Source organism: Flagellimonas meridianipacifica (genome assembly GCF_003001695.1).
Taxonomy (GTDB): domain Bacteria; phylum Bacteroidota; class Bacteroidia; order Flavobacteriales; family Flavobacteriaceae; genus Flagellimonas; species Flagellimonas meridianipacifica.
In genome coordinates, this window is sequence record NZ_PVYX01000002.1 from 177,853 (window position 1) to 191,947 (window position 14,095).

Consider the following 14,095-nt stretch of genomic DNA (forward strand, 5'->3'; position numbering starts at 1 on the left):
AAAAGTTAGAATGGGCAAGCTTATGGGTGTATCAAGTGTTTAGGAAAATCTTTGACTTCTTCACAACAAAGTTGCTCCATCACCTGCTGTAACTGGGTCTTTAAAATAGAAATGGTATGGTCGCCACCCCGCTTACCTAAAGCAGCGACGCCATACATAAATGAACGCCCCATAAAAGTGAACTTGGCACCACTGGCTAGCGTTCTGGCAATATCGGGTCCAGAGCGAATACCACTATCCATCATTACCGTGATTTTTTCGCCATATTTGGCTGCAATTCTTGTCAAAGGATGAATAGAAGCCTCGCCCGCATCCAATTGTCGACCACCATGGTTAGAGACAATAATGCCATCCAATCCCAAATCAATTGCCTTTTTAGCATCCTCCTCGTTGGCCACACCTTTTAAAACGATTTTGCCTTTCCATATATCACGAATGGGTTTGATGCGTTCTTCGTTCAATCTTCCATTGAACGTTTGGTCCATAAATTGTCCCAATTGTTTTAAATCCAGATTTTTGGGCATGTAAGGTTTCAAAGTCTCAAAGTTGGGTTGTCCAATTCGCAAGGTTTCCATAGCCCAAGCCGGTCTTCCAAGAATCTGAAGGATATTCCTTACCGACATACTTGGTGGCATGGCCAGGCCATTGCGAATATCTCGTGGGCGGTAACCAAATGTGGGCACATCACAAAGCAAGACCAAAACTGGGTAGCCTGATGCTTCAGCACGTTTTAGGATATTATCCCGTAATTCGTCTTTGGCAGGCCGATACAGTTGGAACCAAGCTTTTCCTTCGGTAAGCTCACCAATGCGTTCAATACTACTGGTGGTTACTGTACTGAGTATAAAAGGGATATTATGTTTTATGGCTGCCTTTGCCAATATTTCTGGTGAATTTGGCCACATCAATCCTTGTAAACCTACCGGAGCAATACCGAAAGGGGCATCGTACTCCACGCCAAAAAGACGGGTCTTCATGTTAGAATGTGTATGCTTCGTCAGATAATTGGGCCTTAGGGTTATCTTACGCAGTTGTGCGGTGTTTTGATGGAGATTGACATCCTCATTGCAACCGCCATCCAAATACTCAAAAGCAAATCTGGGAATACGTTTCTTTGCCTTTTGTCGGAGGTCTTCGATAGAAGGATAGTTTTTGTTGTAGTTCCAGGTCATGTTTGTTTGTTATTCGCTAGAATTTGTAAGGGCATCAACTTCTTCATACGGTAGTGCTCTTTGAAAAAACCTTTGTCCAATTTTTCATTTCCCATTACCATGGCAGCGCCCAAGGCGGAACCCAATGGCGACTGTGTGGTTCGCACTTTGTATTGGGTAAAATGATTCGCAATCAATTTCACAAAAATGTCATTATCGGTAAAACCACCATCTATGTAGATTTTCTTAATGGGTGTATTGCCTATGACACGTTCTATGGTTTGATACTGCAATTGTAACAACTCGAACATTAACTGATGATACCCTTCTTCGAAATTGTCGAATATGCTCAAATTGGTTTTTTCGGCCCTTTCATGCTCTAATTGAATACCTTCAAACTTAATACATGGGCGAGTACTTGCTTGTAATTTTTGATAGATATTGAAATCAAACTTCATCCCTCGATGATACCCTTCGGTTTTGTTAAAATGCTTAGTCAATTTTTTCACCTGTAGTTTGTACTCATTTCCCATAAAAAAGCGCGATGCTCGTATAGGATTCCCATCAATTCGCATGTAGTTCAAGCAGTTATACTTGATATCCTCAGTCGTCAGTGAATCTTCAGTAAAAGGATTCATGGCCACCGACCAAGTACCGGTAGAGAGCAATAAAAATGGTTTGTGTTCACCCAAAAGGTAGGGGAGTAGAGCAGCAGAGCTATCGTGAATTCCAACTCCAATTTTTAATGGTTTCCCTTTATAGTGGAAGTTTATACTGGTCTTTGTGGAAACAACAGGCGGAAGTATGCTTTCCAGACCTTCCGCATATACCCATCGGTGATAATCTTGCTTATTGTAGTTCCAGAGATTGGTGTGGCAACCAATGCTGGTGTAGTCACTTACAGGTATTCCCGTAAATAGGTAAGACAAATATTGTGGGAAGTGCAGTGAGTAACGAATTTTTTGAAAAATTTCCGGCTTTGTTCGCTTTAACCAAAACAATTGTAGCCCTGAGTTGAGCATGCCCGATTGTGGTGAAGCTGTTTCAGCAGCAATGACATCTTCATTTCCATGTCTAGTATAGAATTCCTCCAAGATATCTGGTGGAATGGGCTTTAAATAATTGTATAAAGGTGTTAGTATCTTACCATGTTTATCGAGATGCACCAAACTGGCGCCATAAGTGGAGAAATTGATGCCAGTAATATTGAAATCTTTCGCGCCTAAGATTCGGTCAAAGCATTGCGTTAACCACATTTGTAGAGCGGAAAGGTCTTCCGTAGGAAAACCGTCTTCATCTTCAATTTCATCAAGCCGTATATACTCTTTGTGAACTTCCTTATAGTTCCTATCAAAAAGAAAGAATTTTTTATTGGTCTTTCCAATATCAAATACAGCTGTCACTTCTTTCCTTGCCATACAAAATAATCCTTAAAGTCCAGAAGCCACAGAATGCAATCCCCTCTCTTTGATAATCTGGTTGCGAACATCCAAAGCTCTGTAGGTGGCTATGGGTTCTATAGCGGCATTGCTTTGCAATCGTGCCTCTCTCAAAAGCGGTCTTACATCTGTACGATATGCATCTTGTAGGATTTCTTGGCATAAGACTACGTCCTGTTGTTTTTGGGCTTCTCGCAAAGCATTTTGATCTACAAGCAAGGCTTGCGCATGCGCTATCTGAATGGCTTCAAGAGATTGTAGTAAGTCTTCCAACGGATCTTTGATGTTGTGGCTGGCATCAATCATCCAAGCCGGTGATGGATTATTTTTGTTGTGTTCCATGCCATAGACCAATTCATTCCAAATCAAGAACAAGGCATACGGTTTTATAGATCCTACGGTAAGGTCATCATCTCCATATTTACTGTCGTTGAAATGAAAACCTCCCAGTTTTCCTTTCATCATTAGCGTGGCCACAATTTGTTCAATATTGGTATTGGGTAAATGGTGTCCAAGATCGACCAATGTATATGCTCTGTCACCACAAGCTTCTGCTAGCATTAAAGAGGTGCCCCAGTCTTGGATAACTGTACTGTAAAAGTTGGGCTCATACGGTTTGTATTCAATAAAGAGCTTCCAATCATCTCTTATGGACTTATAAATGTGTTGCAAGCTATCCCGAGTGTTTTGCAAGGCTTCCTGAAAATTGTGTTGCCCGGGAAAATTACTTCCGTCAGCTAACCATACCGTTAGGCTTTTGGAACCTAGTTTTTCACCAATATTAATGACATCAAGGTTGTGTTGGATGGCAAGTTCTCGAACAGAGGGGTCTGAGTTACACAGCGAACCGAACCGGTAACTTTTTTTCATTCTTGGTTGATCTTGAAATGTATTGGAATTGACAGCGTCAAATTCAATACCCAAAGAAGCAGCGAATTCTTTAATAGCATTGGCATCTTCCGGGATATCCCAAGGAATGTGAAGGGAAATTGCTCCAGCCGATTGGGTCAATGAATGAAGCAAGCCTACGTCACTTATTTTACCTTCCAAAGTGGCCGGTTCTCCTTTGTAGGAAAATCTTCCGAACCGCGTTCCTCCTGCTCCCAGAGCCCAACTAGGAATAGCCACTTGCAAATCTTTCAGCTTTTTTAAGATATGCTCAACATCGGTTCCGTTCTTTTCAAGTTTTTCTGCTAGAAAATTATAGGCAGCTTCATGGGTCTCTAACCATTTTTGATTTTGTTCTATGATTTTTTCGACACTCAGTTTCATGGTAATTAAGCTGTCTTGATTCGTTTTCTTATCGAAGGATGTTATCAAATTTATGACATCCGATAGTCTATTTGGTTAAAAGATTTATCGCACAAAAGCGTTGGCCATACCTCCATCGACATTAATCGTATTGCCTGTACTCTTATCCAAAATAGCGACCAATGTGAAAACAGCATTGGCAATATCTTCAGGCAGTATAATTTCGTTTAATAGGTTGCGTTTCGCATAATGTTTTGGAAGCTCTTCTACCGAGATACCATAGGCTTTTGCTCTGCCCTCGGCCCAATCGCCTTCCCAAATTCTGCTTCCCACAATGACCCCATCTGGGTTCACAGTGTTTACACGAATTTTTTGATATCCCAATTCGGCTGCCAACAAGCGTGTCATGTGCTGTTGTGCTGCTTTGGCAGTACCATATCCAACGTTGTTGGGACCTGCCATAAGTCCATTCTTACTGGCAATATTCACAATGTTGCCACCAAGATTTTGCTTTTTCATAATAGCGACTCCTTTTTGTATCATCATAAACTGTCCTTTCACCAAAACATTCTGCAAGAGATTCCAATCTTCTAAAGTGGTCTCTTCCAACGATTTTGAAATGGCTAACCCAGCGGAGTGCACAACAATATCAACACCGCCAAAATCAAGGCAGGCTTTCTTATAGGTATTTTCTATTGAGAAAGGGTCTGTGACATCGCAAATCGTAGTACTGGCGATATCTTTATTATAAGAACCACTAATGCCCATTAAGTTATCTTCATTGACATCGGTAATTACAACATTTGCGCCTTCAGCGATTAATTTATCGGCAATAGCTTTGCCAATTCCCCCAGCAGCGCCAGTGATGACCGCTACCTTTCTAGAAAGAGGGCGTTCTTCAGGCATACGTTGTAGTTTTGCCTCTTCAAGTAACCAATATTCGATGTCAAACGCTTCTTGTCTTGGTAAGGCTATGTAGGTAGAAATTGCTTCGGCCCCACGCATTACATTAATGGCGTTTATATAAAATTCACTGGCAACCCTCGCGGTTTGTTTGTTCTTGGCAAAAGTGAACATGCCTACACCTGGATAAATGATGACCACTGGATTCGGGTCGCGCATGGCAGGACTGTTGTCATGCTTGCAAGTTTCATAGTACTCCTTATAGGCTGCTCGATAGGTTTCAAACTGAGGTTTAAGCCTTTTTAAGACCTCATCTGTTTGGCTAAGGTCATCAGATTTCTCAAGGGAGAGCACCAATGGTTGAATTTTAGTACGTAAAAAGTGATCAGGGCATGATGTGCCTAGGGGAGCCAGTTTTTCTAAATCATTACTATTAATAAACTCCAATACTCTTTCATCATCAGTAAAGTGACCAATCATCGGTTCTTCGCTAGAACAAAGACCGCGCAAAAGGGGTGCTAAGGTTGCAGCTTTTTCCTTTCGCTCTTCAGATGGTAGACTTTCTATTTTTTTTCCACCAAAGACTTGACCTTCCTTTTCGATGTGTTTTTTAATGTATTCCGAAGCCATTTCAATGACTTCAAGACTATTCATATAGCACTCGTATGATGTATTGCCCCAAGTAAACAAACCGTGGCTTTCCAACACAATACCGCGAATCCCAGGATTTTCGTTTAAACATTTTTCAAGTTGAAGCCCTAAATCAAAACCTGGCCGTTGCCAAGCGACCCATCCCATGGTGTCGCCCCAGATTTCATGAGTAATTTTTTTGCTGTCTTTTGTGGCTGCAATAGCAATAAGCGCATCAGGATGTAAATGATCAATATGTTTGAACGGTAGCAATCCGTGTAGAGGCGTATCTATAGAAGGCGCTTTACTATTTAAGTCAAAAAGACAGTGATTGAAAAGGGCTACCATTTCGTCTTCATGTTCAAGTCCTCGATACACACCCTTTAAGTCTCTGAGACGTTCAGTATATAATCCAGCAATCCCTTGTGGGGTCAGTGTGCCTATATCACCTCCTGAACCCTTTACCCACATTACCTCTACTTCTTGGTTGGTCAACGGGTCTTTTTCTATGGTTTTACAGCTTGTATTGCCACCACCATAATTAGTGATTCGTAGGTCGGCGCCTAAAATATTTGAACGGTATAGGAACAATGCCAACTGGTCATCACCCAGGGCATCAGCTTTTTCGTCCTCCCACAAATAATCAACATGATCAAAAGTTCTTGTTTGCATATTTTTGAAGTGTTTTTATACCACTTTCAAGACGAAAATAGAATAACAGATGTGTTCTGGCATCCTGTACTATACTGTCTCGTCAAGATAGGCAAAACTTATGAATCTATTTTTTAATTAATACATTTAAGATTCAAATAACTACAGGATTTATTTAGTGATTGGAACAAAATGGCGGCTGAAAGCATCGAACATATTAAGGTAGACGTAAATTCTAGAATTCCCAAGTATAAACAGATAGTTGATTCCATAATGGAGGCAATCGGAAGAGGTTATTTACAAAAAGGTGAAAAAATACCTTCCATCAATGAGGTGAGCGAAGAATGTTTGCTTTCAAGGGATACCGTGGAGAAGGCTTATGGAATTTTAAGAAAGCAAAACATCATTGAATCTGTGAAGGGAAAAGGTTTTTATGTCGCTAGGGCGGATTTTTCCTCAAAGATTAAGGTGCTGTTCCTCATCAACAAGCTAAGTACTTACAAAATGAGGATCTTTAACTCTTTCGTACAGGCATTGGGGACAAAGGCGCAGGTAGATCTCTTTATCTATCATTGTGAGCCCTCAGTTTTCAAGGACATTCTATCGAAAAGAATAAAAGAGTACGATCAGTTTGTAATCATGCCTCACTTTAAGAACGAGAATCTAAAGCATATGGGGTGTACGGATGAGATTCTCGATGTAATACGACAAATCCCAGAAGACAAACTCATCATTATGGACCGCAATATTTTGAGCCTGTCGATGAAAGTGGGACGAATCTATCAAGACTTCTCCGAGGATATCTATATTTCTCTATCGTCAGGACTTGATAAGGTAAAAAAGTATCAAAAAATAATTCTGGTCTACCCTTCCAAATCCATTTATCCCTACCCCAAGGGTATTGTTTCCGGTTTCATTAAATTCTGTTCAGAGCATTCCATGGACTACGAAATTCTTGATGAGATTTATGATAGTATGGAACTTCAACTTCATGATCTTTTTATTATAATTGAAGAATCCGACTTAGTTAATCTGGTTAAACAATTAAGGGATCGTCATTACAAATTTGGAGAGGATATTGGCATAATTTCTTATAATGATACCCCTCTGAAAGAGCTTTTGGGAATAACCGTAATCAGTACTGATTTTTCAAAAATGGGCACCGTCGCAGCAGATATGATTTTGGAGAACAAAAAGATTACCAAAAAGAACGACTTTAATCTTATCGACCGACATTCGGTTTGATACTTTTCCTTTTAGGGTTTAGATAATTTCTTCATTTACCGCCTCAGTATTTTGGCAAAATACCCCACAGTACAGTACAGGATGGATAGTTTTTCATCGTGTAATATTATTGTTAAGTATTGATAAATATGCATTAATTCATGTAAGTTTTTGATTACATGAAAATTTTTGAGACATATTTCAGGGTTTTTTTAAGAAAATTCAAACAACTAAACAAAACTAACGGATGAAAAAAAATCTAATCGGGAAAGCTACTTCTAAATATCTTTCCTTCCTTTTAGTGCTTTTGGCACTTGTCCTAAATAGTTTTTCGGCTATTGGTCAAAATAGGACCATAACGGGCACCATTACAGCTGAAACCGGCGGGCCCTTACCTGGTGCCACAGTTATCGAAAAGGGTACTACAAATGGGACACAGACAGATTTTGATGGTCGATATACTATTAGTGTACCGGAGGGTTCTACTCTTGTGTACTCTTACATAGGTTATGTCGCACGGGAGGTGGTCATTGATGGAAGAAACACAATAGACATCGTTTTAACAGAAGATACTGCCCAACTCGATGAAGTAGTTGTAATTGGTTATGGTACCAGAAATCGAGAAGACTTGACGGGTGCCGTTTCTACGGTGCAGGCTGCAACCATTGAAGATCAACCCATAACTACTTTTGAACAAGCCCTTTCTGGTCAGGTTTCTGGGGTCCAACTTCGACAAAACGGAGCACCCGGTGGGGGACCTGAAATCTTGATTCGGGGTGTCGCCTCTACTGGGGATAACAACGCTCCTTTATATGTAGTTGATGGAATTCCTTTGGGCAATGTCAACAGCCAACGGGATAACTTTGTATTGAGTTCCATTGACCCGAACAGTATTGAGTCCATAAGTGTTTTAAAAGATGCTTCGGCAAAGGCTATCTATGGTTCTCGTGCTTCCAATGGGGTAGTGGTGATAACTACAAAGCGTGGAAAAATAGGAAAACCGACTATTACATTTGGAGTATCCACAGGTTTTCAAAGCATCCCTGAATTTGAGCAACCCAATATATTGAATGCTGAAGAGTTGCGGCGTTATAGAATAGAAATCTTTGAGGACCAGCGTTTCGCCACAGGTTCTTTGGGGGCAGGTGAGGAAGCAGAATTAGACCGATTGATTGCATTGGGCGATTTGGGGGAAGGTACCAATTGGTTTGATGAGATTACAAGAAGTGCACTGATTTCCGAATACAATGTTGGCGTAAACGGGGGTACCGAAAATGTTCGCTACAATATTTCCACCAATTATACCAACCAAGATGGTACGTTAATCAATACTAATTTTAAACGATATAGCATCAGAGCTAATATTGATATAGACGTGACCGACAATATTCGGGTAGGCCTTAACCTAGCACCTACCCAGACCATTGCCACGGGGGGGCGCACAGATGCAGGTAGTGTGAACTTCCAAATTTTTAATGCAGTACCTTTATCCAGATGGCTGGACCCCTCCGCTCCTGTACTTGATGAGAATGGCGAGTTGACCAATATCGCCCGGGGAGATGTGCTGCCTTTTTTTAATGTAAACCCAGTATACCTCTTGACTGCAAGAGAAGATAACCGCCGTACCAACCAACTTTTGGCAGGAGGGTTTTTAGAGTTGGATATAATAAAAGGGCTCACGGCTAAAACCTTCGGATCAATACAGTATATCGATCGTAGAAACACCTTCTTTGAACCTTCGGATTTTCCGGGTAGCAATTTGACACCCAATTTATTGGGAACTAGGCAAGCAAGGGCAGGCATCGACGAATTGACCAATTTTAATTGGATTTGGGAAAATACCTTGAGATACTCTACCACCATTGCCGAAGATCACCGTATTGACGCCTTGATTGGGGCTAATTTAGAGGTAAGACGTTCGGATAATACCATTATCCGTGCCGTAGATATTATTGACCAATCCATTCGGATTCCCAATTCTGACAATGTTAATCCCGAGAACATTAATAATTTCACAGGAAGAGGAGAAGCTAGTGAAAATAAACTGGTTTCCTTTATAGGCCGATTGGATTATGCTTATAAGGATAAATATTATGTTACTGGTACAATACGCCGTGACGGTTCTTCACGTTTTGGTGCTGATACACGTTTTGGTAATTTTCCTTCAGTAGCAGCTGCCTGGCGTATTTCAAACGAACCCTTTTGGAAGAATATTAAAAACACTATTTCAGAATTTAAAATAGAAGGTGGGTATGGTATTAGTGGTAGCAATGCCAATATTGGAAATTTTCAGGCACAAGGTCGAATCAATCCATCCAACCCCAATACACCTAGGCCTGATTATGTTTTTGGAGGAAATAACGCTCCAGGAAGTGCAGTGACCAGTCTCCCAAACTCCTTATTGACTTGGGAAGAAGCCGAAGAAACCAATTTTGGGGTCGATTTAGGCTTTTTGAACAACAAAATCTTTTTGGGCATAGATTATTATAATATTGAAACGGAAGGCTTTTTAGAAGATTTACCATTACCAACCACCTCTGGCTTTGGCTCTATATTGACAAATTTGGGAAGTATCCAAAATAGAGGTATAGAAATTGAGTTACAATTGAAAAACGTTTTTGGCGGTAAGGAATTTCAATGGGACGCCAACCTTAATTTTACCCGTAATCGAAGTGAGGTATTGGAGCTGTCCGCAGACGCAGGATTTATTAGGCGTGGTGTGATCGCTCGTCAATTTACTGAAACCGCTGTTGGTGAGGAAGTGGGATTATACCGTGGGTTCAAAGTTACCGGGTTATTTACCCAAGAGGATTTGGATAACCCCGATGTGCCTAAATATGATGATAATTCACAACAGGTAGGTTCCTTGAAATATGAAGATGGTAATGGCGACGGTATTTTGGGTGACGCTGAAGATTTCATGATTATCGGGAACCCAAACCCAGATTTTAATTATGGAATGGTCCATACCTTCAGATATAAAAACCTAGACCTAAGTATGATTTTTGTTGGGACAGTAGGTCAACAAATATTCAATGGTTTTACGCAGTTTAACGGCAACCAAGACGGGGTGTTTAATGTAGACACCAGACAATTGGAAAGATGGCGGCCAGGGCAAGACCCAGCTTTGGGTGGTATTCCTGGAACAGCTAGTGCCAGAAGCCGTCAGAGGTTTCGTCAACCCAATACATTTTATGTAGAAGATGGTGATTACCTATGGGTTCGTAATATTACTTTAGGATATAATATAAACGGTGAAGATTCCGGTAATTTCTTTAGGAATGCACGTGTTTACACCAGCATACAAAATCCATTTCTTTTTACGGAATACGAAAATGGCAATCCAGAAATCAATAGGTCTGGAGATACTGCCTTGGTACGTAATGTTAACTATGGTGCCTTTCCGATAGCAAGGGTATTCACGTTGGGACTCGATGTAACTTTTTAAAAATATCAGCATGAAAATCAGATTATCACTATACATGATTACAGTCGCTTTGGTAGCTGTCAGTTGTGACGAATTTTTGGAGGAAAGCCCAGAAACCTTTCAGACCCCGCAGGCCTTTTTTCAGACCGAGGCTCAGATAGACGAAGCAGTGGCGGGCATTTATAACACGAATAGGGGATTAAATGATGGAGCCCATTGGCGTTTTGGGGAAAACAGGTCGGATAATTCTTCTTTTCAATTCAATCCTGGAGACCGCGGGGGACAAGGGAACGAAGACGTAGATCTTTTCTTGATGCTGTCTGCGAATGGGAATTTGTCTTCCTATTGGAACACGGCATATTCGGGCATTTCCAGAGCTAACTTTGTATTGGAAAATATCGATAACGTTGAATTCATTAATGAAGAAAACAGGGACATTAGACGTGGCGAAGTATTGTTTCTTAGAAGTTGGTTCTATTTTAATTTAGTACAGCTTTTTGGAGATGTTCCCTTTGTAACCTCAGCTGGAGATTCTCCCGACGAAATTCTTTCCGATGAGTTTTTGGAGAGAATACCAGTAGCAGAGGTGTATGCCAATATTTTGGGTGATGCACAGACTGCAATCGACCTTCTTCCTGCCCCGGGTGCCACAGAAACCGGAAGAGCCAACAGGGGAGCAGCATTGATGTTAAAAGCAAAAATGCATATGGTCCTACAAGAATTTGCTGAAGCTAGACCTTTATTGGAACAGATACAAGACCTCGGATACTCTTTACAGGCCACCTATCCAAGCGTTTTTGATCCAGCAAACAAAAACAATAGCGAGTCCATCTTTGAAATTCAGTATTCTTTTGCACTAGGACAGGGGTCCAACTTTGTTTCCCGTTTTGTACCCTTTAATAGCGGTAACGATATCTTGGGAGAAAATGGTCCAGCCGGTTCACGAGCAGGACAAAATCAACCCACCCAAGATTTGATAAATCTCTACGACCCAGACGATGCTCGTTTTTTACACAACATATCCTTCTATGACGATGGAATGACCATAGAGCCATGGATGAGCAAATACAATTTTGGATTTGAAGCTCAAGGCAACAATACCCAAGATGTCAATTTTCCAATGTTCCGTTATGCGGATGTTCTCTTATTATTGGCCGAGGTATATAACGAAATAGGAGGTGGAGATCCTGTAGTCTTGCTAGAACAAGTACGTGCCAGGGCTCTTACAGATGCCAGTCTAAGTCCAGAGGAACAGGCAGATTTAGAACAGACCATTGCAGATGAGCGGCGCAGGGAACTCGCTTTTGAAAACCATAGATGGTTTGACCTGTTGCGAACAGGTAAAGCGGTTGAAGTCATGACTGCTCATGGGGTTGAACAGCGTGCGCAAAGAGCAACAGATCCACCTCAAGCTTATACGAATATCAGAACTTTATTAGGAATTCCATTAGGCCAAGTAGAGGAATTTGGTTTTAGGCAAAATGAAGGCTGGTAGTGAACGGTTTTTACCAAACTATACTTAATAACTCGATACAAAACATTATAAAATGAAGACCAAACTTAATTCTGTGCTGATTCTTCTTTCAATCCTAACAATCGTTATTTTGATTGGGTGTGATGAAGATGACCCAAGCGTAAGTGAGCCATACACCTTGTTTACGTTCAATGTGACCGATTTAACTGTCACATTTAGAAACGAATCGGTGGATAATCCTGAAAGTTACAGTTGGGATTTTGGTGATGGGCAAACATCTGCCGAAGAAAACCCCACCCACACCTATGGAGAGGGAGGCACGTACACTGTTGTTTTGACAAGTGGCAATAGTTCTGGAGAGGACCAATTTGAAAGGACAGTTACAGTTGTTGAACCTGAAGAGCCACTACCACCGGTAGTTTTTGAAACATTCGATAGTTTCACAGCCAATGCTACTGTAGAAGGACAGGGTATCGCCGCCGATGGGTGGGCAGGTGCATGGACAAGATTGACCGGAGATGATGTAAGTGTGGTACCTGACGGAATTTTAAATAATTCACTTGCAGTTGAGTCTTCCGGAAATGCTCTCTTATTGGACGCAAGCGGCGCCAATACACGTTACAAACGTAATTTCTCAACACCCTATTTAGATAATGGTAATACTTATTGGTTCGCTTTTCAAGCAGAGTTTAGCAATACAGATTTAGATGGTGGTGAAGTACAGGTGATGCTGGTCGATAACGATAGTGAAAGTTTCGGAGCAGGTGGTGGAGATGGCCAATTTTTGGGTATTGGTAAAACCATTACCCCGAGTACCTTAGGCATAATGACTTTTGGACCCTTTAATAATGTAGAGGCGGCCGATGTCATGGCGGATGGTGCGCTATGGCTGGTGGCTAAGATTGAGACAAATGGAACCGCTGATCCCGACCTTGTCCGATTGTTTGTAAATCCTACCCCTGGGACCGAACCTGCGGATGGTACCGAGGCTGTATCCTTTGCTGCTCCTGAACTCAGTGGTGGATGGCAGGGAGTTGGCTTTAAGTACAGCGGCGGAAACGCCTCTTCAGTAAAAATTGATGACATTTATGTAGGCAATTCGTATCAGGATGTTACCCCCATAAATTATCTGGACCTTCCACCTGTAGCTTTTGAAATCTTTGATAGTTATACTGTTGATGCTACCGTTGAAGGACAAGGTGTTGCTGAGGATGGATGGTCAGGCCCATGGGCTAGATTATCAGGGGGCGACGTAAATGTAGTGGCAGGAGGAATTGAGAATAGCACACTCGCAGTAGAAACAACAGGTAATTCCTTATTGCTGGATGCAAGCGTTGGCGCAACGCGATACAAGAGGGGATTGTCGGAAACATATCTGGATGATGGGCGTACGTACTGGTTTGCTTTTCAAGCAGAGTTTGCTGGTGCAACCGATGACACCGGTGAATTGATAGTTATGCTAGTCGATAATGATACAGAAGACTTTGTCGGTAGTGGACCAAATGGTCAATTTTTAGGCATCGGTAAAACCATATCCCCAGGGGCTCCTCTTGGTATAATGACCTTCGGACCCTTCAATAACATAGACGCAACAGACGTGTCAGTAGAAGATGGTCCACTATGGCTGGTTGCCAAGATTGAAACCAATGGAACCGCCGACCCTGATCTAGTTAGAGTGTTTGTCAATCCTACTCCGGGCAACGAACCTGCAAACGGAACAGAAGCAGTATCCTTTGCTGCTCCTGAACTCAATGGTGGTTGGCAGGGCATCGGATTTAAATTTAGTGGAGGTGCCACAACTGCTAAGATTGATGACATCTACTTAGGTTTTCGCTTTGCAGATGTTACACCTGAAAACTATTAGAAAATATAGAAGTACATATGAACAAAAGCACTTTATAAGAGTTACCTATGATCAAGTACAGAAATTTGGATTTCAACAGAC

At 41.5% G+C, this 14,095-nt stretch carries 8 protein-coding genes; 4 read left to right on the forward strand and 4 right to left on the reverse strand.

The window, feature by feature from the left end; genetic code table 11:
• Window positions 1–20: 20 nt before the first annotated feature.
• The 4 genes from CLV81_RS10695 to CLV81_RS10710 form a co-directional block, all read right to left on the reverse strand.
• On the reverse strand, window positions 21–1,172 hold the full coding sequence (locus tag CLV81_RS10695) for an alpha-hydroxy acid oxidase (RefSeq protein ID WP_106145127.1): 1,152 nt from the start codon (window positions 1,170–1,172) through the stop codon (window positions 21–23).
• The gene (locus tag CLV81_RS10700) at window positions 1,169–2,569 is read right to left on the reverse strand and encodes an FGGY-family carbohydrate kinase (protein ID WP_106145128.1); all 1,401 of its coding nucleotides are present in this window, start codon (window positions 2,567–2,569) and stop codon (window positions 1,169–1,171) included. Before CLV81_RS10700 ends, CLV81_RS10695 begins: the two co-directional genes overlap by 4 nt.
• A gap of 12 nt (window positions 2,570–2,581) precedes the next feature.
• Entirely contained in the window at window positions 2,582–3,862 is a 1,281-nt protein-coding gene (locus tag CLV81_RS10705) for a sugar isomerase (protein ID WP_106147469.1), read from the reverse strand.
• A gap of 84 nt (window positions 3,863–3,946) precedes the next feature.
• Window positions 3,947–6,046, reverse strand: a complete 2,100-nt coding sequence (locus CLV81_RS10710; RefSeq protein ID WP_106145129.1) for a bifunctional aldolase/short-chain dehydrogenase — start codon at window positions 6,044–6,046, stop codon at window positions 3,947–3,949.
• 171 nt (window positions 6,047–6,217) lie between these two features.
• On the opposite strand from CLV81_RS10710, the gene CLV81_RS10715 reads away from it, so the two are divergent.
• The 4 genes from CLV81_RS10715 (at window position 6,218) to CLV81_RS10730 (ending at window position 14,014) form a co-directional block, all read left to right on the forward strand.
• Entirely contained in the window at window positions 6,218–7,270 is a 1,053-nt protein-coding gene (locus tag CLV81_RS10715; protein ID WP_106145130.1) for a GntR family transcriptional regulator, read from the forward strand.
• A gap of 226 nt (window positions 7,271–7,496) precedes the next feature.
• Window positions 7,497–10,697 (forward strand): SusC/RagA family TonB-linked outer membrane protein, encoded by a 3,201-nt coding sequence (locus CLV81_RS10720; RefSeq protein WP_106145131.1) that lies wholly within the window; start codon window positions 7,497–7,499, stop codon window positions 10,695–10,697.
• Window positions 10,698–10,707: 10 nt separating this feature from the next.
• Window positions 10,708–12,171, forward strand: a complete 1,464-nt coding sequence (locus CLV81_RS10725) for a RagB/SusD family nutrient uptake outer membrane protein (RefSeq protein WP_106145132.1) — start codon at window positions 10,708–10,710, stop codon at window positions 12,169–12,171.
• A gap of 52 nt (window positions 12,172–12,223) precedes the next feature.
• Entirely contained in the window at window positions 12,224–14,014 is a 1,791-nt protein-coding gene (locus tag CLV81_RS10730; protein ID WP_106145133.1) for a PKD domain-containing protein, read from the forward strand.
• The last annotated feature ends 81 nt before the right edge of the window (window positions 14,015–14,095 follow it).

Bases quoted from the DNA above. Each gene is read 5' to 3' on its own strand.
- CLV81_RS10695 (WP_106145127.1), bottom strand. From the start codon at position 1,172: ATGACCTGGAACTACAACAAAAACTATCCTTCTATCGAAGACCTCCGA.
- CLV81_RS10700 (WP_106145128.1), bottom strand. From the start codon at position 2,569: ATGGCAAGGAAAGAAGTGACAGCTGTATTTGATATTGGAAAGACCAAT.
- CLV81_RS10705 (WP_106147469.1), bottom strand. From the start codon at position 3,862: ATGAAACTGAGTGTCGAAAAAATCATAGAACAAAATCAAAAATGGTTA.
- CLV81_RS10710 (WP_106145129.1), bottom strand. From the start codon at position 6,046: ATGCAAACAAGAACTTTTGATCATGTTGATTATTTGTGGGAGGACGAA.
- CLV81_RS10715 (WP_106145130.1), top strand. From the start codon at position 6,218: ATGGCGGCTGAAAGCATCGAACATATTAAGGTAGACGTAAATTCTAGA.
- CLV81_RS10720 (WP_106145131.1), top strand. From the start codon at position 7,497: ATGAAAAAAAATCTAATCGGGAAAGCTACTTCTAAATATCTTTCCTTC.
- CLV81_RS10725 (WP_106145132.1), top strand. From the start codon at position 10,708: ATGAAAATCAGATTATCACTATACATGATTACAGTCGCTTTGGTAGCT.
- CLV81_RS10730 (WP_106145133.1), top strand. From the start codon at position 12,224: ATGAAGACCAAACTTAATTCTGTGCTGATTCTTCTTTCAATCCTAACA.